At 46.2% G+C, this 20,156-nt stretch carries 18 protein-coding genes and 1 rRNA gene; 10 read left to right on the top strand and 9 right to left on the bottom strand.

All coding sequences use genetic code 11. The features are described 5' to 3' along the window. Positions 1-86, bottom strand: a 16S ribosomal RNA gene (locus K6Y21_RS03635); the annotation flags it as partial. A 656-nt stretch (positions 87-742) separates the two neighbouring features. Between K6Y21_RS03635 and rapA the strand changes: the two genes are divergently transcribed. The 3 genes from rapA (at position 743) to K6Y21_RS03650 (ending at position 5,682) form a co-directional block, all read left to right on the top strand. Continuing rightward, positions 743-3,652: an RNA polymerase-associated protein RapA gene (rapA, locus tag K6Y21_RS03640; RefSeq protein WP_233070385.1), complete on the top strand. Its 2,910-nt coding sequence runs from the start codon at positions 743-745 to the stop codon at positions 3,650-3,652. A 144-nt stretch (positions 3,653-3,796) separates the two neighbouring features. Beyond that, positions 3,797-4,711 (top strand): DUF3530 family protein, encoded by a 915-nt coding sequence (locus K6Y21_RS03645; RefSeq protein ID WP_233070386.1) that lies wholly within the window; start codon positions 3,797-3,799, stop codon positions 4,709-4,711. 11 nt (positions 4,712-4,722) lie between these two features. Further along, positions 4,723-5,682: a D-2-hydroxyacid dehydrogenase gene (locus tag K6Y21_RS03650; RefSeq protein ID WP_233070387.1), complete on the top strand. Its 960-nt coding sequence runs from the start codon at positions 4,723-4,725 to the stop codon at positions 5,680-5,682. A gap of 40 nt (positions 5,683-5,722) precedes the next feature. Here the strand turns inward: K6Y21_RS03650 and djlA are convergent, their stop codons facing one another. Next, positions 5,723-6,538 carry a co-chaperone DjlA gene (djlA, locus tag K6Y21_RS03655; RefSeq protein WP_233070388.1) on the bottom strand — a complete coding sequence of 272 codons (816 nt, stop codon included), beginning with the start codon at positions 6,536-6,538 and terminating at the stop codon, positions 5,723-5,725. 220 nt (positions 6,539-6,758) lie between these two features. Here djlA and lptD point away from each other — a divergent pair, with 220 nt between their 5' ends. Genes lptD through K6Y21_RS03685 form a run of 6 tightly spaced genes read left to right on the top strand, consistent with a single transcriptional unit; the run spans position 6,759 to position 13,426 of the window. Beyond that, positions 6,759-9,074, top strand: a complete 2,316-nt coding sequence (gene lptD / locus K6Y21_RS03660) for an LPS assembly protein LptD (RefSeq protein ID WP_233070389.1) — start codon at positions 6,759-6,761, stop codon at positions 9,072-9,074. 22 nt (positions 9,075-9,096) lie between these two features. Continuing rightward, positions 9,097-10,395 carry a peptidylprolyl isomerase SurA gene (surA, locus tag K6Y21_RS03665; RefSeq protein WP_233070390.1) on the top strand — a complete coding sequence of 433 codons (1,299 nt, stop codon included), beginning with the start codon at positions 9,097-9,099 and terminating at the stop codon, positions 10,393-10,395. A gap of 2 nt (positions 10,396-10,397) precedes the next feature. Next, positions 10,398-11,387, top strand: coding sequence for a 4-hydroxythreonine-4-phosphate dehydrogenase PdxA (pdxA, locus tag K6Y21_RS03670; RefSeq protein ID WP_233070391.1), 990 nt, complete (start codon positions 10,398-10,400; stop codon positions 11,385-11,387). Continuing rightward, positions 11,384-12,220, top strand: a complete 837-nt coding sequence (gene rsmA / locus K6Y21_RS03675) for a 16S rRNA (adenine(1518)-N(6)/adenine(1519)-N(6))-dimethyltransferase RsmA (RefSeq protein ID WP_233070392.1) — start codon at positions 11,384-11,386, stop codon at positions 12,218-12,220. Before pdxA ends, rsmA begins: the two co-directional genes overlap by 4 nt. 1 nt (position 12,221) lies before the next feature. Further along, positions 12,222-12,596: a Co2+/Mg2+ efflux protein ApaG gene (gene apaG, locus K6Y21_RS03680; protein ID WP_233070393.1), complete on the top strand. Its 375-nt coding sequence runs from the start codon at positions 12,222-12,224 to the stop codon at positions 12,594-12,596. Between the two features lie 2 nt (positions 12,597-12,598). Then, positions 12,599-13,426: a symmetrical bis(5'-nucleosyl)-tetraphosphatase gene (locus K6Y21_RS03685; protein ID WP_233070394.1), complete on the top strand. Its 828-nt coding sequence runs from the start codon at positions 12,599-12,601 to the stop codon at positions 13,424-13,426. Here the strand turns inward: K6Y21_RS03685 and folA are convergent. The 6 genes from folA to rplU all read right to left on the bottom strand — a co-directional run bounded on the left by folA (position 13,423) and on the right by rplU (position 17,317). After that, the gene (gene folA / locus K6Y21_RS03690) at positions 13,423-13,917 is read right to left on the bottom strand and encodes a type 3 dihydrofolate reductase (protein WP_233070395.1); all 495 of its coding nucleotides are present in this window, start codon (positions 13,915-13,917) and stop codon (positions 13,423-13,425) included. The two genes, K6Y21_RS03685 and folA, sit on opposite strands and share 4 nt — an antisense overlap. A gap of 15 nt (positions 13,918-13,932) precedes the next feature. Further along, on the bottom strand, positions 13,933-14,397 hold the full coding sequence (locus K6Y21_RS03695) for a threonine/serine exporter family protein (protein WP_233070396.1): 465 nt from the start codon (positions 14,395-14,397) through the stop codon (positions 13,933-13,935). Continuing rightward, on the bottom strand, positions 14,397-15,185 hold the full coding sequence (locus tag K6Y21_RS03700; RefSeq protein WP_233070397.1) for a threonine/serine exporter family protein: 789 nt from the start codon (positions 15,183-15,185) through the stop codon (positions 14,397-14,399). Before K6Y21_RS03700 ends, K6Y21_RS03695 begins: the two co-directional genes overlap by 1 nt. A gap of 178 nt (positions 15,186-15,363) precedes the next feature. After that, positions 15,364-16,524, bottom strand: a complete 1,161-nt coding sequence (gene cgtA / locus K6Y21_RS03705) for an Obg family GTPase CgtA (protein WP_233070398.1) — start codon at positions 16,522-16,524, stop codon at positions 15,364-15,366. 208 nt (positions 16,525-16,732) lie between these two features. Further along, positions 16,733-16,990, bottom strand: coding sequence for a 50S ribosomal protein L27 (rpmA, locus tag K6Y21_RS03710; RefSeq protein ID WP_233070399.1), 258 nt, complete (start codon positions 16,988-16,990; stop codon positions 16,733-16,735). Positions 16,991-17,005: 15 nt separating this feature from the next. Further along, a complete protein-coding gene (gene rplU / locus K6Y21_RS03715) occupies positions 17,006-17,317 on the bottom strand; it encodes a 50S ribosomal protein L21 (protein WP_232804003.1) in 312 nt (103 codons plus the stop codon). A 210-nt stretch (positions 17,318-17,527) separates the two neighbouring features. Between rplU and ispB the strand changes: the two genes are divergently transcribed. After that, on the top strand, positions 17,528-18,499 hold the full coding sequence (gene ispB / locus K6Y21_RS03720; RefSeq protein WP_233070400.1) for an octaprenyl diphosphate synthase: 972 nt from the start codon (positions 17,528-17,530) through the stop codon (positions 18,497-18,499). 95 nt (positions 18,500-18,594) lie between these two features. On the opposite strand, the gene K6Y21_RS03725 is transcribed toward ispB, so the two are convergent. Further along, on the bottom strand, positions 18,595-19,908 hold the full coding sequence (locus tag K6Y21_RS03725; protein ID WP_233070401.1) for an adenylosuccinate synthase: 1,314 nt from the start codon (positions 19,906-19,908) through the stop codon (positions 18,595-18,597). Positions 19,909-20,156: the final 248 nt, after the last annotated feature.

Genomic DNA, 20,156 nt, shown 5'->3' on the forward strand with positions numbered 1-20,156 from the left:
CAAGCTTCTCTCTGTTACCGCTCGACTTGCATGTGTTAAGCCTGCCGCCAGCGTTCAATCTGAGCCATGATCAAACTCTTCAATTAAAGTTTTTTTGGTCCGAAGACCTGCTCAATGAATTCTGTTTTGAACCTCAAATTAATGAAGTTCGATTTGTTCTATATGAACACTCAGAAACATTGATAAATAAATCGTTTTGGCGATTCGTTACCATTGCGTTGTTAGCCGTGGCTTTCAACATGAGTATTCACACAGATTGCATGATTAGATTGTTAAAGAACAGTGACTCAGTGGCTTTCGCTTCACCTCGTCAGGGCTGCGCATTCTACGCTAGCCGTTTTGAAAGTCAATCGTTAATTTTAACAAATCTTCGATTTTTCTTTCGAGTGAGAAACTTCAGCTTCTGACTCCCTGATACTGCGTTGCGCCTTGCGCTGTGCCGTGTCAGTGGATGCGCATTATAGGGAGATTCGTTTTCGGCGCAAGGCTTTTTTTGAAGTTTTCGCACTTTTTTATTGGGTGTACAAAAAGCAATCAATTCAGGTGTTAACTTCTCACTTCTGGCACAAGTCATATTGACTCACTTTTAACTGGAGCTGAATTTACTACGCTTTAAGAACCCAGTTCGGCAGGTGTGGTATGACTTATAGATTTGGATCCCATTTTTAGCTTTAGCAAATGGGTTGCTTTAGGTAACATAGCCGCCTTTTTTTAGCCATGGCATTCGGAGAGCAGTAATTAAATGTCTTTTGCATTAGGTCAGCGTTGGATTAGTGATACAGAATCAGATTTGGGCTTAGGTACCGTTGTTGCCATAGAAGGCCGGGTCGTTACCTTACTTTTCCCAGCATCAGGGGAAAATAGAAACTATGCCAAAGATGATGCGCCAGTGACACGAGTTATCTTCAACGTTGGTGATGAAGTTCTTAGCCATGATGATTGGTCTCTTATTGTTAGCGATATAGAAGAAGACAATGGCTTAATGACCTATATAGGTACGCGCACAGATACGCAAGAATCCGTGAGCTTACGTGAAACCATGCTCAACAACTTCATCAAGTTCAACAAACCACAAGACAGACTCTTTGCTGGTCAAATTGATCGCACCGAACACTTTGTTCTGCGCTATCGGGCGTTAAAGCATCAACACCAGCAGCAACAATCTGAATTGCGTGGCCTAATGGGCGCTCGAGTCGATTTGATCCCTCACCAATTTTATATTGCTGAAGAAGTAGGCAAGCGCCATGCACCACGTGTTTTACTGGCCGATGAAGTTGGCTTAGGTAAAACCATTGAGGCGGGGTTAATTATCCACCAGCAATTAATTTCAAACCGGGCTAAGCGTGTTCTTATTCTTGTTCCTGAGACACTGACCCATCAGTGGTTGGTTGAAATGATGCGCCGCTTTAATCTGCACTTTAGTATTTTTGATGAAGAGCGATGTGTTGAAGCCTTTGCTGAAGCCGATAATCCGTTCGAAACGGAACAGTTGGTACTGTGTAGTCTTGATTTTCTGCGCAAAAAGCGTCGTCGCTTCGAGCAAGCATTAGATGCCGAGTGGGATTTACTCGTGGTCGACGAAGCCCATCACTTAATATGGGATGAATCACAACCTAGCCGTGAATACCAAATTGTGGATGAGTTAGCACAAGCCACCGCAGGGGTGTTATTGCTGACCGCAACACCGGATCAATTAGGCCATCAAAGTCACTTTGCTCGATTACGCTTGCTTGATCCTGACCGTTTTTATGACTATCAAGCATTTGTAGCCGAAGAAACCCAATATAAAGAAGTCGCAGATACGGTAAATACCCTAACCAGCGATGTCGAATTACCTGACACAGTCATCACGAATTTACAGCAATTGCTCATAGAGCAAGACATCTCTGAACAGATCCAAGCCATTCAAACAGGTGATGAGGAAATGCGAGGCCAAGCTCGCCAACAATTGATTTCTCAGTTACTCGATCGCCACGGTACTGGCCGCATATTATTTAGAAATACACGCTCCTCTATCAAAGGCTTCCCAACACGTCATTTCCGCCCGGTGGCTTTGCCCCTACCTGAACAATATAAAACTGCGCTCAAAGTAGGCCAAATGATGTCGGCAAGCAGTCCTGTCGAGACCAAGGCTAAGCAGTTCTTGTATCCAGAAGAGATTTTCCAAGAATTTGAAGGCTCTTCGTCCTCTTGGTGCAACTTTGACCCACGAATCGATTGGTTACTTGAACTACTCAAAACCAACAAGCAAGATAAAGTGTTAGTGATCTGTGCAAAAGCACAAACCGCACTGGCTCTTGAAGAAGTCCTGCGCACGCGAGAAGGGATCCGAGGCACGGTTTTCCATGAAGGATTATCCATTATTGAACGGGATCGTGCCGCAGCATGGTTCGCACAAACCGAAGCCGGCGCTCAGGTTATGATCTGTTCGGAAATTGGCTCAGAGGGACGTAACTTCCAATTTGCCCGTCACTTAGTGTTGTTTGATTTACCCATTAACCCTGATTTACTTGAGCAACGAATTGGTCGCTTAGATCGCATTGGGCAAAAAAATGACATTGAAATCCACGTACCTTATTTAGAACACACTTCCCAAGCGCTATTACAACAATGGTACCATCAAGGCCTTAATGCTTTTGAGCGCACCTGTCCCGCCGCTCGAATAATTTACGACCAATACAAAGCGCAATTGTTAACCCTATTAGCGGGTGACCAAAGTGATACACTCGCCATTACCGAGTTAATTGATTCCACAAAGGCACAAGAGCAAGCGCTTCGCCAGCAAATGGAACAAGGTCGAGATAAACTATTAGAGCTCAACTCTTCTGGCGTGCTCAGTGGCAGCGATGTGCTCGAGAAACTTCAAGCGGAAGATGACAAGCCTGAGTTTCCACTTTTTGCCCTTAAACTGTTTGACATCATTGGCATAAACCAAGATGACAAAGGCGAGAATTGTTTGGTGCTGCACCCTAGCGAGCATATGCTGGTTCCGAAGATGCCGGGGTTACCTGACGATGGCGCCACGATTACCTTTGATCGCGCGACAGCACTGAGCCGCGATGACGTACACTATCTAAGCTGGGAACACCCGATGATCCGCGGTGGAATGGATATTATTCTAAGTTCTGATACGGGCTCAACCGCAGTCTGCTTACTGAAAAACAAAGCCCTACCTGCCGGCTCTATCATTTTAGAACTCATTTATGTGGTCGAAGCCCCAGCCAGTGAACACAGTCAACTGCAACGCTTCTTACCCACCACCCCAGTGAGGATATTACTGGACAAAAATGGTAATAATCTAGCCGCTAATGTTGAGTTTGATACGTTTAATAAACAACTGACTCCAGTCAATCGCCACCTAGGCAGTAAGCTGGTGAATGCATCTCAAACCTTTATCCATCAGCTGATTAGCCAAGCCGAAGAGATTGCGAAGGAGCAAATGCAGCAGATTGTTGGCACCGCGATCACCAAGATGGAGCAGCAGCTCAAAGCCGAAAAAGCCAGACTCGACGCGCTAAAAGCAATTAACCCGAGTATTCGCAATGAAGAAATCCAATTTGTCACCGATCTACTCAATCAATCGACGGATCTACTCAATCATACTCAGGTAAAACTAGATTCACTGCGCTTTATCGTCTCTACTCAAAACTAATCTATATATCATGTGCGCTTCACTATCCGTTTCCCTCATAAGAAACGGATAGTGGCAGTACCACTTGCCAGGATATACTTGCACTTTCCACTAAATCGTCTTAGTTTGAAAGCCTGTGCTTGTTTAATTTATATAAGGAATTTTGTGCGCCTATTTCGTCTGTGTTTGCTGCTTTTGTTTGCTGCGCCTTTTTCCCCTGCGAGCTTCGCTGAGCAAGAGCAAGATGCGCCAGTCAATGACTCCCCCGCAACCAATGAGCAAAAACAAGACCAAGATACGCCAATCAGTGACTCCCCCGCAACCAATGAGCAAGGCGAGCTTACGGCCGAGTCCGCATTAGATAAATGGCCACAACCACCTAGCCAAAGCCAATTATTATCTCATGATTTGACTCAAGTTTTTTTACCAGAGCAAACTATCGAGCTCGATCCTGATAAGCAAATCACCGTGGTGGTTCATCAATCTCAACACAGCCCTACATTAGGCTTTGTCCTGATCCAACCACAATGGGACTCAGTGCCTTTTAATATTCGCAAATCACACCTGCAACAAGAGTTAACCCGCCAGGGGTGGCACGTTATAACCCTTCTGCCGCAAGGTAAGCTCAACCAAAATGGCAGTGAGGAAGAGAAGGCGAAGCAATATGAGCAATATCTAAAGTTAACGGCCGAGCGCCTAAGCGCTGTCGCTCAATTGCCCGAAACCCAATCGGGTTACTCAATCTTACTCGCCGAGCAAAACATGACCCTAGTGATGCTCGATCTGTACCGTCAGCAACTGGCTCCCTTACCCAATGCCATCGTGCTGTTGGGGGCTAACACGCTCACAGTGCAACAAAATCAACAATTAGCCAAAGCACTTAGCGCCACAAGTGTACCTGTACTCGACATTTACCAAACGTCAACCTCACAGCTAGCGCCACTGCATGAAACTCGCGCCCAAGCTGTACAAAAAAGTGCGAAACCCAACTTTCGTCAGTTAGCCCTGGTTAGCCCATTTTTTGATGAAAGGCTTGGCACCTACATTAATGGTTGGACTCGCAGCTTAGGTTTGCAATAAAAGAAGGCCCAATGAAAAAGAATATCGTGTTCCTTGATCGCGCAACCATCCCCAAACACATCAACATCCCTCAGCCCACTCAAGCACATCACTGGCAATCGTTCGATGATACCCCGCCTGCAGACGTACGAGCACGCGCTAAACAGGCCCATGTGATCATTACCAATAAAGTGGCAATCGATGCAAACGTCATGGATGCTTGCCCGGATTTAGAGCTGATAGTGGCAGCCGCAACCGGCACCAACAATATTGATTTATCGGCCTGCCAACAACGTAACATTGCCGTTTATAATGTACGCCACTATGCCGACCAAGGCGTGCCTGAGCATGCGCTCACCCTGATGCTCGCACTATTAAAAAACTTACTGCCTTATTGCCAGGATGTCACCACAGGTCGCTGGCAACAAAGCCGACACTTTTGTTTTACTGATTACCCGATCGAAAACTTAGCCGGCAAAACCTTAGGCATTGTTGGCGCGGGCGCATTGGGGCAAAAAATGGCGCACATCGCCAGCGCATTAGAGATGAAGGTACTCCTTGCCGAGCATAAGGGCCAGGTCACTATACGCCCGGGCCGCACGGCATTTGGGAATGTACTGAAACAAGCTGATATTATTAGCCTACATTGCCCATTAACCCCCACGACTCAGGGCTTAATGAGCGAACCAGAGTTCGCGCAAATGAAACCCAGCGCATATTTAATCAACACGGCGAGGGGCCCGCTGGTAGATGAGCAATCCTTGGCAAACGCCGTGCTAAATGGCCAGATAGCAGGGGCTGCATCGGATGTCGCCAGTGTTGAGCCACTGCAAGCATCCAACCCTTTAGTCACTTTGTTAGCTCACCCGAATTTTATTTTGACGCCACACATAGCTTGGGCAAGTGAGCAAAGTTTACACGCTTTAAGTCAACAGTTGAGAAAAAACATCGATGACTTCTATCAAGGTCATCAAGGCAACCGAGTAGTCTGATCTTATACCCAATCAACCTGGATATGCTCCATGTCTAAGGCTACGCAGCTTCTTTCATTTTCTTGATGAGTTCATAAGCCTGTTGAATATCTTGTGCTTTTTCTTTGGCCATGGCCATCATCTCAGGAGGCAGGCCTTTTGCAACCAGCTTATCCGGGTGATGCTGATTCATTAACTTACGATAAGCTTTTTTGACTTCTGCCATGTTGGCGCTTTCTGTCACACCCAGCAACTGATATGCATCACTGAGTTGTTGCTGTCGGTTAGCACGACTCCCCCCATGACCTTGGCGATGAAATTTAATTTCAGCTTCAAGCATCGAGGTTAATCGTGTTAAGTCCTGCGGGCTAAAGCCTAACGCCTGCGCGACTCGCTCTAATACCGCTAGCTCATTAGGGTGCAATTCACCATCAGCAAAGGCGGCTTGAAGCTGGATCTCTAAAAACATCTGCAATACATTGGTGCGGCCGCGGCAACTTTCGACAAACTCAGCCAAGGTCTGCTCGAGTGGAAAATCGCCTTGCTTACCTTGACGAAATGCCTCCTGTGCCGCTTGCTTATGGGCGGCATCCAAATTGAGACGCTCCATTAACAAGGTCGCTACGCCTATCTCGGCTTCGGTGACTCTCCCTTTGGCTTTGGCTATGTGTCCCATCACTGAAAACGTAGCGTGGAAGAATAATTGTTGCTGACGCTGCGCGGATTGCTTTGCGGCTTTGAGCAGGCTGGCTCGAAATTGTCCTGATTGGCCAACCGCACGATCTAACTTGTGCCCAAGCCAAATACCAATTAATGCCCCAATAATATGGTGGGCTATCATATAGCCAAAAAAGCCGCCCAGTAATTTGCCCCACATATTTCATATCCTTACTAATAAGATGCGAGTATTGTGACAAACTGAGACACCTTAAGGCAATTATCGTCAGAAAAATATCACCATTTCTCTTAACTGAGTTGGCGAGCATGGCCGATTGCTTTATCATAGAGAATCACCATATTGCTTGGCCACGGATGGTTAATCTGTCATACCTAGCGATGCTCCCATAGAGCCAGAATTTTGCGATTAGAGAATTTCAATGATAAAACGGACACTTGTCATCATGGGCACCCTTTTCGCCCCAAGTGCATATGTTAACGCAGCCGAGAATAGTTTAAACGAAAGCAATGTGGTCACCATCGCCGATCTTCCTTTAACTCAACGTTGTTACGCATACGTACCTGAAGTGATCGATGCACCTGAACAAGATCCTAGCTTAACCCCCGTTGAAGTTTACTCTGATACCACATCAAGCCAAGGCACGACTTTTGTATATCAGGGCAACGTAAAAGTCATTCAGGGCATTAAGTCACTGAGCAGCGATGAATTAACCTATAACAGTGAAACCCAAAAGGCGCAGGCAAAAGGCAACATTCGTTTCACCGATGGCCAAGTCACTGTCAGTGGTGCCCAAATTGATGCCGATTTAAGTAATGACTCGGCCACCTCTTTTGATACCCAGTATCAGTTTCATGGTAAAGGTGGACGTGGCGACACCCAAGAATTAGAAGTGGTCGATCGTGAGCATTACAATCTGTATCAAGCTAGTTATACCTCTTGTCCACCGGGCGATAAAACGTGGGAAGTGAGAGCGAAACACTTAGAAGTAGATAATGAAGAAGAAATCGCCACAGCAAAACACGCCACCTTTAGGCTGTTTGATGTGCCTATTTTTTATTTACCCTATTTTACCTACCCAACGGGGTCGAATCGTAAATCCGGCTTGCTGGTCCCCAGTTTTTCCAGTAGCTCAGATAACGGCATTACTTACGAGCAGCCCATCTATTGGAACATCGCCCCCAATCATGACGCGACGCTCACATTTAAATCCATGGTTAACCGTGGCGTACAAGCCTTAGGTGAGTATCGATATTTATCGACCACCAGTCGCGGCCAGCTGAACGCTGAGTATCTTCACAACGATAAAAAGCTTCACCAAAACCGCTACCTTTACCATTGGAAAGATAGTAGCCGTTTAGGAGAGCACTTTCGTTTCAACGGTTCCTACACCAAAGTCAGTGATGATAACTATTTTAACGATCTGGGTTCAACCGTGGGCTCGCGGACCGATAATCAACTGTTAAGAACCGCTAACGCCTCTTGGTTAGAAAAGAACTGGAATGCAGAAGTTGAAGTAAGAGATTTTCAGGTACTTGGCGGCGAGTCCCCCCACTTAGTCATGCCAAAGCTGGCATTTAATGGTTATTACCCGACTAATTGGAATCACATTGAAGCGGATATCTTTACCGAGCTCACCCGTTTTGACCATAAAAACGATGATGTCTACACAGGTACACGTTTGCATATCGAACCTAGGCTGATAGTACCTTTGTACACACAAGCGGCTTTTTTGAATACGGAACTGGGTTACATGTTCACTCATTACGAACAAGACATTCCCACCACAGTGAAAGAAGCTTGGTACCGCGATCTCGATAAAACAGTGACCCGCTCATTGCCAAAGTTTTCAATGCATGGCGGCTTAAACTTTGAGCGCCAGACCCAAGTGTGGGGCAACCACTACACGCAAACCCTGATCCCACAAATAAAATACTTATATATCCCCCATCGAGATCAACGTAATATCGGCCTCTACGATACTTCCGCTTTGCAACTTGACTATTATGGCCTGTTTCGCGAACAACGCTATTCAGGTGTTGACCGTATTGCCGATGCCAATCAAATCACCCTTGGGGTGTCCACTGGCTATTTAGATGAAGATTTCAACGAACGTTTTCGTTTCGCCATTGGTCAAATGTTCTACTTTAACCAGTCCGATACTTATCTCGTAGGGGATTTAGTCAAACAAGACAGCAACCGCTCATCCTTGGTGGCAGAAACGGATTTTAACTTCGCTGATAATTGGTATTACCATGGTGGTATTGAGGTGAATACCGAAGATGGCGAGATCAGCAGGGGAAACAGCACCCTGGAGCGTCGTTGGGCATGGAACAAACTGCTGCAGCTCAATTACCGTTATGTTAAAGCGCCTGAGAACCCTTCTACTAACTATATTAAAGGGGGCATTAATCAGGTCGGCGTTAAAGCGGCTTGGCCGTTTAACGACCAATGGAGTGCCGTCACGAGTTATTATTACGATACCGACAATAACCGTTTTTTTGAAAGTTTATTCGGTGTCAAATATGAGGATTGTTGTTGGTCTGTTAGTTTAGTCTACGATCAACACATCAAAACATCATACGGGCAAATAGGCGATATTAAGAACAACTATGACTTGTCCAGCGGCGTAAAACTACAAATCGAGCTAAAAGGTTTAGCCGGTTTTGGAAGCAGCGCCAGTTCAGAGTTGAATCAAGGTCTATTCAGTTACGGCCGCCCATTTGCAAATAAATAAACATTGCTAACGAAGTAAGAAAATGATGATTAATAAATTGTTAAGCTACACGTTATCCACTTCACTGCTAATTAGCAGTTTAACCCTTAATGCTGCGCCCATTGAAATAGACAAGGTGGCCGCCATCGCCAACCAAGATGTGATCATGCAAAGTGAAGTTGACACGTTAACTAAGCAGGTAAAACGCCAGTACCAGTCAAATCAGCAGCCGTTACCGAATGAAGGCATTTTGCGTAAACAAATACTCGAAAAGCTGATCCAAGATAGCTTACAAGTGCAAATGGCAGAAAGACTGGGCATGAAAATCAGCGAAGCCCAGCTTGAACAGACCATTTTAGGTATCGCTAAAGACAAAAACCAAACCTTACCTGAACTACAAGCTAGCCTTGCCGAACAAGGAATCAGTTATGCCGAATTTCGCCATTCTGTCCGTGAAGAGCTATTGATTTCGGAAGTCTCTCGTATCCAAGTAAGACGCCGTATCAACATTTCAGATCAAGAAGTGGATAACCTCATAAAAATGATGAACAACCAAGGCGGTAAACAACGCGAATATCGCATTGGCCACATCATGTTAAAACTCAGTGACGACGCCTCAGCAGACGATATCGAAACAGGCAATAACAAAGCCGAAGCCATCGTCAGCCAACTTCGCTCGGGTGCGGATTTTAAAGAAACGGCATTGGCGGAATCTCAAGGACCAAAAGCCCTCGAAGGCGGTGATTGGGGCTGGATGGGTGTTAATGATATGCCAACCCTGTTTGCAAAAGCGGTTGAAGGCGCCAATGCGAACGACATTATTGGCCCATTTAAAAGCGCCAATGGCCTACACATCATCAAGATTCTCGACGACCGAGGGCAAACCAAAGTCACCTCAACCGAAATTAACGCCCGTCATATCTTGATTAAACCATCCATCATTTTAAGTGATGCAAAAGCCAAGCAATTACTTGACCGTTACCGCGCGGATATTGTTGCTGGCCGTCAGTCTTTTTCTGAATTAGCCAAAGCACACTCAGAAGATCCTGGCTCGGCGGTAAAAGGCGGTGAACTTGGCTGGGCAGATCCAGAGCTTTATGTGCCGGCCTTTAGGGACGAGATCCTTCGCTTAGATATGCGTGAAATAAGCCAACCATTTCGCTCTACTCATGGCTGGCATTTAGTCCAAGTCATGGGCAAACGCACCACAGATGTCACCGAACAAGCCAATAAACAAAAAGCCTATCAAATTTTATACGGCCGCCGTTTTAATGAAGAAACGCAAAGCTGGCTAAATGAGCTGCGTGAAGAGGCTTACGTGAAAATCATGGAAGAGAAGTAACCATGCAACCTGCGAAAATCGTCATTACGCCAGGTGAGCCAAGTGGTATCGGTCCTGATTTAGTCCTCGCCTTGAGCCAATATGACTGGCCTGTGCAATTGGTTGTTGCCGCCGATCTTAACTTATTAGAACAGCGCGCTAAGCAGCTCAATATTCAGGTCTGTTTCAATGAATACGATCCTAATCAAGCGCCTAAGGCGCAAGCAAAAGGCACCTTAACGGTGGCGGCAATTAACCTTGCGGAGCCAGCCGTAGCCGGCCAGCTAAACGAAGCAAACGGCCGCTATGTGTTAGATACCTTGTCTTATGCTTGCCAAGGGAATTTATCGGGTGAATTTGCCGCCGTCGTCACTGGCCCCGTGCATAAAGGCATTATTAACCAAGCCGGTGTGTCTTTTAGTGGCCACACCGAGTTTTTTGCGCAAGAGTCAAATACCGCTGATGTGGTGATGCTGTTAGCCACCACAGGGTTACGTGTCGCACTCGTCACAACCCACATCCCATTAGCCTATGTTGCCAAAGCCATTACACCTGAGCGTTTAACCAATATCATTGAAATATTAAACAGCGAACTCAAAGCCAAGTTTGCCATTGCCAAGCCTCGGATCTATGTTTGCGGTTTAAACCCCCACGCCGGAGAGGGAGGCCATTTAGGTCGCGAAGAGATTGAAGTCATCACGCCAACCTTAGACACCTTACGTGATCAGGGGATCGATCTGGTTGGTCCCTTGCCCGCCGACACCTTGTTTCAACCAAAATATTTGGATGATGCCGACGCGGTACTCACCATGTATCACGACCAAGGCTTACCTGTGCTTAAATATAAGGGCTTTGGCAACTCGGTCAATATTACGTTAGGTTTGCCATTTATCCGCACCTCGGTCGACCATGGTACCGCCATCGAACTAGCAGGAACCGGCCAAGCCGATCCTGGCAGCATGCTGACAGCGCTCAATCAAGCCATCGAAATGGTAGAGAAAAAACAATTATGAATTCAAAAGTACATCAAGGTCATCGAGCCAGAAAACGTTTTGGCCAAAACTTCTTACACGACCAAAATGTCATTGCTAGCATAGTCGCAGCAATCAACCCGAAAAAAGACCAAACCTTGGTTGAAATTGGCCCAGGCCTAGGTGCCCTAACTGAGCCCGTTGCAGAGCTGGTTGAGCAACTCAATGTCGTTGAATTAGATAAAGATCTAGCTGAGCGCCTGACGTCACATCCATTTATTCGTCATAAATTGACCATTCATCAAGCCGATGCGATGCGTTTTGATTTTAGCCAATTAATTGAAGACGACAAACCGTTGCGTGTATTTGGTAACTTGCCTTACAACATTTCAACGCCCTTAATGTTTCACCTGTTCAGCTTTGCAAATAAAGTCAAAGATATGCACTTTATGTTGCAAAAAGAAGTGGTTAACCGTCTAGCTGCCGGCCCTAACTGCAAAGCTTACGGTCGCCTGTCGGTAATGGCGCAATACTATTGTGCCGTCACGCCGATTTTGGAAGTGCCCCCCGGCGCATTTAAACCTGCGCCAAAAGTGGATTCGGCCGTGGTGCGATTAACCCCGTACGACGAGCTACCTGTGGTGGCAAAAGACGTTAAGTCACTCAATAAAGTGTGCACCATGGCGTTTAACCAAAGACGTAAAACCCTGCGCAACAGCTTGAAAAAATTATTCACTGAGCCACAACTTGAAAGCTTGGGGATAGATCCAAATCATCGTCCCGAGAACGTGACCGTGGCTCAGTATGTCGCCTTAGCTAATTGGTTATACGACAATCCTGTCGCCGACCCGACTGCCGATTTAGACGAGGAATAAAATGGATAGCGAGCAAATACAAATCAGCGTAGCCACGCAGTATATTCCGGCACAATCAGAGCCGGAGCAAAATCGGTATGTCTTTGCTTACACGATAACGATCCGCAACAATGGCGATCAAGCGATGCAGCTGCTTCATCGCCATTGGCTGATAACCGATGCCGATGGCAAAAAAACCGAAGTGGAAGGCCCTGGCGTGGTCGGCCAACAACCCGATATTCTCCCCGGTAGTGAATTTGAATATACCAGCGGTACCGTGCTTGATACGCCTTTAGGGGTCATGCAAGGCAGTTACACCATGCAGGCAAAAGACAATAGCCTTCATCAAGTCGCCATCCCAGCATTTCGTCTCGCTCAACCCAACATCTTACATTGATCATGGCGACCTATATTGTTGGTGACATTCAGGGCTGCCTTGCTGAACTAGAGCAACTATTAATACGAGTGGATTTCGATCCTCTTAATGATGAGCTGTGGTTAGCCGGTGACTTAGTGGCGCGGGGGCCACAGTCTCTAGCGACATTACGCTATGTCAGATCCCTTGGCAGCCAAGCGCAAATTGTCTTAGGTAACCATGACCTTCATCTCATTGCCGCTTGGCTGGGTTTTGCCAAAGTGAAAAAGAAAGATCAAACGGCCGCTATCTTGAGCGCACCGGATTGCGACGAACTCATGCATTGGTTACGTCATCAGCCCCTTATTGTTGAGCATCCTCAGCACCAATTTATCATGGTTCATGCCGGAATTTCGCCGCAATGGGCGCCTCAGCAGGCATTGCAACTCGCTGAGGAAGTTCACCAGGTATTACGTGGTGAGCACTACGCTGAATTTTTTCAACACATGTACGGTGATCTCCCCAATGCTTGGTCAGATGATTTAGCCGGCTTTGCGCGCCTGCGCTTTATTGTCAATGTGTTGACTCGAATGCGCTATTGCTATGCCGATGGCAGCTTGGATTTTCAAAATAAGCAGCCCCCCCAAAGTAATACCAATGTCAGCCTTAAGCCTTGGTTCGAAATTGAGGGGCCCCATATTGGCGCACAACCCATCTTGTTTGGCCACTGGGCTGCGCTGATGGGCGCAACAAATCGCCGTGATGTTATCGGTCTAGATACCGGCTGTGTGTGGGGTAACCAGCTTACTATGATACGCTGGCAGGACCAGACCTTATTTAGCCAGTCTAGCCTAAGCCAACGCACAGCTTAGCTTGATATACGTGTGAGCTTAGTAAACACCAGATCGTATGGATTAGACTCATCGGCTTGGTGAGTGGCCAATAGCTCTTGCTCCCACTGACTGACGGCTTGATAATCTGGAAATTGGGTATCACCATCGATATCGGCCTGAATAAATGTCAGGTATAAGCTATCTGCTAAGGGTAAAAAAGCTTGGTAGATAGCGCCGCCACCGATCACCATGACTTCTTCATGTTCAGACACTAAGGCTAACGCAGCTTCAGGGCTCGCCACCACACTCACGCCTTCTGCGCACCAATTAGGATCACGGGTGATCACCACATTTAACCGCCCAGGCAACGGTCGGCCAATTGACTCGTAAGTACGACGACCCATTAGCACAGGTTTGCCTAAGGTCGTTGCCTTAAAAAATTTTAAATCGGCGGGCAAGTGCCAAGGCATTTGATTGTCTTTACCTATCACGCGGTTGTTTGCCATCGCGGCAATCATAGCAATCTTCATAGCAAGAACTCGTTTTTATACAATGGGTCGGCCACGATAAATCAAAATGGAAGGAATGGCGAGACCAAAACTTAACGCAAGCAAGATAAATAAGGTTTTCAGGCCATTTTCAATCACGGTTTGAAACAAGTGATAGGTAAAGCCGCCCGCATTCATTTCAACCAAGCCCAGCATGGTGGCAAAGGCATAGCTACCAGGGATCATCGGGATCGCTGCCGCTACCGTAAACACAGGCCTTGGGATCAAATGCTTACGCGACCAATATAAACCAATAAAGCCTATCAAGGTTGTTGCGACTAGGGAAGCCCACTCAATCGGTAAACCAAATTGCATAGTCAGGGTTCTAAAGCCATGGCCGATGGCGCCACCGACAGCACAATACACCAACATCTTTTGCGGTACATTAAACACCATGGCGAAGCCCACCGCTGGGATTGCCGCCCAAAACATGTCATCCAGCAGTAATAGAATAAGATCCATTAAGCGGCCCCTCCGGCAATATTCATTAGGCCCATCGCCGCAAAGATCCCCGCCGCAACACTAAAGGTCAGCAAGGTAGCCGCGGTCCAGCGTGCGATCCCCATATTGATATGGCCCTTTACCATATCAGAAACCGCATTAATTAACGGAAAACCGGGTACCAAGAGCAGAACGCAGGCAGCCATGGCGAGATCAGGGCGATTACCAATTTGATATATCACCCCAAGGCTGGAAATCAAGGTAGCAATAAACGCAGTGATGGCAAAATTAATAAAGGGGTTATGGTGGCGATGTGCTAGCTCTTGCCTAACAAACATCGCCGCAGCAGAAGCCACAAAGGTGACACCGAACACCAGCCAATCACCACCGAATAAATGGCTAAAACTGGCACAAGACAAACCTATCATAAAGACAACAAGCCAGCGGTTATACTTCATTGGCTGCAGCTTATCCAGCTTGCGATTAACTTCAGTTGCACTGAGTAACTGTTTCTCAGCCATCACGCAGATCCGCAAGACATCACACACCATTTGCATATTAATGCCGCGATCATACACCTTACGCGTGGTGGTGATACATCGGCCTTCAAACAAAGAAGTTAACACCAACGCATCGGCCGAGACAGCCAACTCAATACTCTGAGCACCCAGTGCGGTACCTAAACGTACCGTGGTTTGTTCAATTAAACGGCTCTCCGCCCCGTGCTGCTGTAACAGCTGGCCTGCCTTGATCGCAATCCGAGTGATTTCGGTTTGCTGCTGCTTGGTAAGGCATCTTTGATAAGACATAACAACAGTAACACCCTAAAGTAAGATAGTTTTGCTATTTTAATCAATAAATTGAATATATATTTAACGAAAAGCAAAAAGTGGTGTGTTTTAACCCATAAATTACAAATAAATGGGTTGTCGTCGCTGCTGTCGTTACGAAAAAGCCGCAACAAATGCGGCTTGGAGGGGAACAGAATTAAGGTTGATAGATGAATTCAACCCCGTCTTCATCATCTTCATCCCAATCATCGTCATCCCAATCATCACTGGCTTCTTCCACCGCGGCTTTGTGATAATTGTCCCACTTAAATTCCACTTGCTCTTGGGTCTCTGCTTCGGGATCTTCCTTAGGCAAGCTTTCCATAAACTCAGCTAGCTCAAGGCACAGCTCTTTCGTTCCTTGCTTACTCGCAGCTGCAATTTGGTAGTACTTATCATCCCAGTTAAGGGCGTTTAGTACATGCTCAATGGTCTCTTGGGCTTCATCTTCTAGTACTAAGTCGATCTTATTGAAGATCAACCAACGTGGCTTCTGCGCTAATTTTGGGCTGTGCTTTTCTAATTCTTCTACGATTATCTTGGCGTTCTCAGCAGGATCCGATCCATCTGCTGGCAATAGATCAACCATATGCAATAACACACGACAACGCTCGAGATGCTTGAGGAAACGAACACCTAAGCCTGCGCCATCAGCCGCACCTTCGATTAAGCCTGGGATATCGGCCACGACAAAACTACGATCACCGCTCAAACCAACCACACCTAAGCTTGGGATCAAAGTGGTAAACGGATAATCAGCCACCTTAGGTGTTGCCGCGGAGACCGCACGAATAAAGGTCGATTTACCCGCATTAGGCAAACCTAACATGCCTACATCAGCTAATAGCATAAGCTCTAGCAAGAGTTCACGCACTTCACCCTTAGTGCCCATGGTTTTTTGCCTTGGCGCACGGTTCACACTACTTTTAAAACGCGTGTTTCCTAAACCGTGGAAGCCCCCTTTAGCCACCATCAGTTTCTGACCGTGATGAGTGAGATCCCCAATCACTTCACCCGTATCAAGATCCGATGCACGTGTACCAACAGGAACCATCATGATCTTGTCTGATCCTCGAGCACCGGTACAACCTCGACTTTGGCCATTTTGACCTCGATCTGCCGCATAAAAGCGCTGGAAGCGGTAATCAATAAGCGTATTTAAACTCTCATCCGCCACTAAGTAAACATCGCCACCATCGCCGCCATCACCGCCGTCTGGACCACCATTAGGAATGTATTTTTCACGGCGGAAGCTCACCACACCATTGCCGCCATCACCGGCTTGCACTTTTACTTTTGCTTCATCAACAAACTTCATCACTTACTCCCGCCGCAATCCTATTCGATATTTGCAGCAACACCTTACCCAATTTAACATCGGCTCGATTGCCAAAACACAGTATGCCTAACAAGCTAAACACTATACCAAAAAGTGATCTTAAGCACACTTCATGTTTTCTTAGCTAAATTGCACACAACAAAAAACCCGCCGAAGCGGGTTTTTTAAAAGTTATATTATTACTGAATTATTCAGCAACAATACTAACGTATTTACGGTTTAGGCGACCTTTCACTTCAAATTTCACAGTGCCTGAAGCAGTTGCGAAAAGAGTGTGGTCTTTACCTAGGCCTACGTTAGTGCCAGCGTGGAATTTAGTACCACGTTGACGAACTAGAATGTTACCCGCAAGTACAGATTCGCCACCAAAACGCTTAACACCAAGGCGTTTGCTTTCTGAGTCGCGACCGTTACGAGTACTACCACCAGCTTTTTTATGTGCCATTTTTAAGTACTCCTATTAAGCGTTGATTGCAGTGATTTTCACTTCAGTGAACCACTGACGATGACCGGCTTGTTTGCGAGAATGCTTACGACGACGGAACTTAACGATTTTAACTTTATCGCCACGACCGTGAGAAACAATTTCAGCAACTACTTTGCCGCCTGCTACAAATGGTGCGCCAACTTTAACGTCGTCACCGTTTGCTACCAATAAAACTTCTTCAAAATCTACAGAAGCACCTGTTTCAAGATCTAGTTTTTCTAGACGTAGAGTTTGGCCTTCTGTAACACGGTGCTGTTTACCACCGCTTTGAATAACAGCGTACATGTCTATTACTCCGTGCTGGCTATAAAATTGAGCCAGATAACTTAATCACAATGGGGGCGGATTGTACGCAAATGTTCTCGCACTGGCAAGTTGAAAATGCAAAAAATTTAAAATCTTTCTAGTTGTTGTTAAAGCGCTGCTAAAATCCTAGTTTTGTTGTAAAATGCCGAGCTGATTTCAGTCTTTACCCAGTTAATAACAGAGCGAAAAATGGACCTAAAACAGATTCAACTCTTAGCAAAAAACGATATGGATCAAGTGAATCAACTTATTGCTAAGCGATTAAGCTCAGACGTTGCTTTAATCAATCAATTAGGCCTGTACATTATCAACAGTGGCGGTAAACGCATTCGCCCTTTACTCACGGTTTTAACGGCTCGAGCACTCGGTTATCAAGCCGACCAACATGTGCAATTGGCCGCTATCATTGAGTTTATTCATACCGCTACTTTACTGCACGATGACGTGGTTGATGAATCTGAATTACGTCGCGGCCGTGAAACCGCCAATAATCTGTTTGGTAACGCGGCAAGCGTGCTCGTCGGCGATTTTCTCTATACCCGTTCATTTCAGATGATGACCGAGCTCAACAACATGAAGGTGATGAACATCCTTTCCGATGCCACCAACGTGATTGCTGAAGGCGAAGTAATGCAGTTAATTAATTGTAACGATCCCGACACCACCGAAGCCTCTTACATGCAGGTCATATACTGTAAAACTGCCCGTCTATTTGAAGCTGCAACTCACCTGATGGCGGTGATCACTGATCAAGATCCTTTGATCGAACAAGCGATGCAAGACTATGGTAAATACCTAGGTACTGCGTTCCAATTAATTGATGATGTAATGGATTACACAGCCGATGCCAAAGAAATGGGCAAAAATGTAGGCGATGATCTTGCTGAAGGTAAACCCACCTTACCCTTGATCCGAGCCTTGCAACTAGGCGATCCGGCGCAACAACAAAGGATCCGCGAAGCGATTGAATTAGGCAATGGCATGGATCACCTGGATGAGATCTTAGGGATCTTAAAACAGACCCAGTCGATCGAATATACTCAGCAACGCGCTCAGGAAGAAGCAGACAAAGCGATCGCTGCACTAGCCATCTTACCTGAATCTGAATACAAACAAGCCTTAATTGGCCTTGTAGACTTGGCTGTAAAGCGCAATAGCTAGTTTTGAGAAGCTTTTAGCTCCTCCCACACTCTTTGCCAAACACCAAACAGAAAAAAAGCCGCAAATGCGGCTTTTTCTTTCAGTATTAATCCAGATTAAGCAAATGGATTAACTAGAACCATGGTTTCGTTACGATCTGGACCCGTAGAGATGATGTCCATTGGCACGCCAGTGACTTCTTCTAAGCGCTTGATATATGCCTTGGCATTTTCTGGTAGCGCATCAAATGACGTGACACCAAAGGTAGGCTCAGTCCAACCTGGCATTTCTTCGTAGATAGGCTCAACCACTTCATAGCCTTCTGCCGCCATAGGTGGCACATCTAAGATTTCACCGCTAGGTGTTTTATAGCCAGTACAGATCTTAATGGTTTTTAGGCCATCTAATACATCAAGCTTGGTTAAGCAGAAACCTGTGATGCTGTTGATTTGAATGGCACGTTTAATGGCAACGGCATCAAACCAACCAGTACGGCGAAGGCGACCTGTGGTTGCACCAAACTCGTGGCCCACTGTACCAAGGTGTTTACCATCAGCATCTAACTTGTCAACGCCATCATAAAGCTCAGTCGGGAACGGACCAGAGCCAACACGGGTCGTGTAAGCCTTAACAATACCCAGCACGTAATCGATGTGACACGGACCAAAACCACTGCCCGTCGCTACGCCACCCGCAGTGGTGTTTGACGAAGTAACATATGGGTAGGTACCGTGATCTATGTCTAATAAGGTACCCTGGGCACCTTCAAACATGATGTTATCACCGTTAAGGCGAGCCTTATCGAGAACATCAGTCACGTCTACCACCATGCCGGTAAGCAGCTCTGATACTTGTTTCGCTTGCGCGAGGACATCTTCGTAGCTTACTGGCTCAGCCTTGTAATACTGAGTTAGTTGGAAGTTATGATATTCCATCACTTCTTTAAGCTTAGCGGCAAAGTCCTCAAAGTTTTTAAGATCGCCAACACGTAGACCGCGGCGAGCCACTTTGTCTTCATAAGCAGGACCAATGCCTCGTCCAGTCGTGCCGATTGCCTTTTTGCCTCGAGCGGCTTCACGTGCGGCATCAAGTGCTACGTGATATGGCAAAATCAACGGACAAGCCTCACTGATAACCAAGCGCTCACGCACTGGTACCCCTTTGGCCTCTAGCATGGTCATTTCCTTAACCAAGGCTTGCGGACATAACACAACGCCGTTACCTATGATACAGGTTACGTTTTCACGCAGCACACCAGAAGGAATTAAGTGGAGAACGGTTTTCTCACCGTCAATTACAAGAGTATGGCCAGCATTGTGACCGCCTTGATAGCGCACCACATATTTAGCACGATCCGTAAGCAAATCAACAACTTTGCCTTTACCTTCGTCACCCCACTGGGTGCCGAGAACAACTACATTCTTACCCATTTTCACTTTTCGCGGTTACTTATTAAAACGGGATTCTAGCAAATTTTACATCTAAAAGGTGAGTATTTTTTTTCACTAAATAGTTATATGGGGTGATTTAAAAGCATATCGATTCAAAAATTCCTAATAACTATTCTAGCTAATGAAGCTACTGCGAGTTTAAAGGCAAGTCTTTGATGCTACATAAAATTAAAAAAAAGGCCAGCATAAGCTGGCCCATGTGATACATATCAGTCAAAAACACTGAA

This window comes from Motilimonas eburnea, from assembly GCF_021295345.1.
GTDB lineage: Bacteria > Pseudomonadota > Gammaproteobacteria > Enterobacterales > CBDFNC01 > Motilimonas > Motilimonas eburnea.

Excerpts from the sequence above, each read along its gene's own strand:
- rapA (WP_233070385.1), top strand. The coding sequence starts at position 743 with ATGTCTTTTGCATTAGGTCAGCGTTGGATTAGTGATACAGAATCAGAT.
- K6Y21_RS03650 (WP_233070387.1), top strand. The coding sequence starts at position 4,723 with ATGAAAAAGAATATCGTGTTCCTTGATCGCGCAACCATCCCCAAACAC.
- djlA (WP_233070388.1), bottom strand. The coding sequence starts at position 6,538 with ATGTGGGGCAAATTACTGGGCGGCTTTTTTGGCTATATGATAGCCCAC.
- lptD (WP_233070389.1), top strand. The coding sequence starts at position 6,759 with ATGATAAAACGGACACTTGTCATCATGGGCACCCTTTTCGCCCCAAGT.
- surA (WP_233070390.1), top strand. The coding sequence starts at position 9,097 with ATGATGATTAATAAATTGTTAAGCTACACGTTATCCACTTCACTGCTA.
- pdxA (WP_233070391.1), top strand. The coding sequence starts at position 10,398 with ATGCAACCTGCGAAAATCGTCATTACGCCAGGTGAGCCAAGTGGTATC.
- rsmA (WP_233070392.1), top strand. The coding sequence starts at position 11,384 with ATGAATTCAAAAGTACATCAAGGTCATCGAGCCAGAAAACGTTTTGGC.
- apaG (WP_233070393.1), top strand. The coding sequence starts at position 12,222 with ATGGATAGCGAGCAAATACAAATCAGCGTAGCCACGCAGTATATTCCG.
- K6Y21_RS03685 (WP_233070394.1), top strand. The coding sequence starts at position 12,599 with ATGGCGACCTATATTGTTGGTGACATTCAGGGCTGCCTTGCTGAACTA.
- folA (WP_233070395.1), bottom strand. The coding sequence starts at position 13,917 with ATGAAGATTGCTATGATTGCCGCGATGGCAAACAACCGCGTGATAGGT.
- K6Y21_RS03695 (WP_233070396.1), bottom strand. The coding sequence starts at position 14,397 with ATGGATCTTATTCTATTACTGCTGGATGACATGTTTTGGGCGGCAATC.
- K6Y21_RS03700 (WP_233070397.1), bottom strand. The coding sequence starts at position 15,185 with ATGTCTTATCAAAGATGCCTTACCAAGCAGCAGCAAACCGAAATCACT.
- cgtA (WP_233070398.1), bottom strand. The coding sequence starts at position 16,524 with ATGAAGTTTGTTGATGAAGCAAAAGTAAAAGTGCAAGCCGGTGATGGC.
- rpmA (WP_233070399.1), bottom strand. The coding sequence starts at position 16,990 with ATGGCACATAAAAAAGCTGGTGGTAGTACTCGTAACGGTCGCGACTCA.
- rplU (WP_232804003.1), bottom strand. The coding sequence starts at position 17,317 with ATGTACGCTGTTATTCAAAGCGGTGGTAAACAGCACCGTGTTACAGAA.
- ispB (WP_233070400.1), top strand. The coding sequence starts at position 17,528 with ATGGACCTAAAACAGATTCAACTCTTAGCAAAAAACGATATGGATCAA.
- K6Y21_RS03725 (WP_233070401.1), bottom strand. The coding sequence starts at position 19,908 with ATGGGTAAGAATGTAGTTGTTCTCGGCACCCAGTGGGGTGACGAAGGT.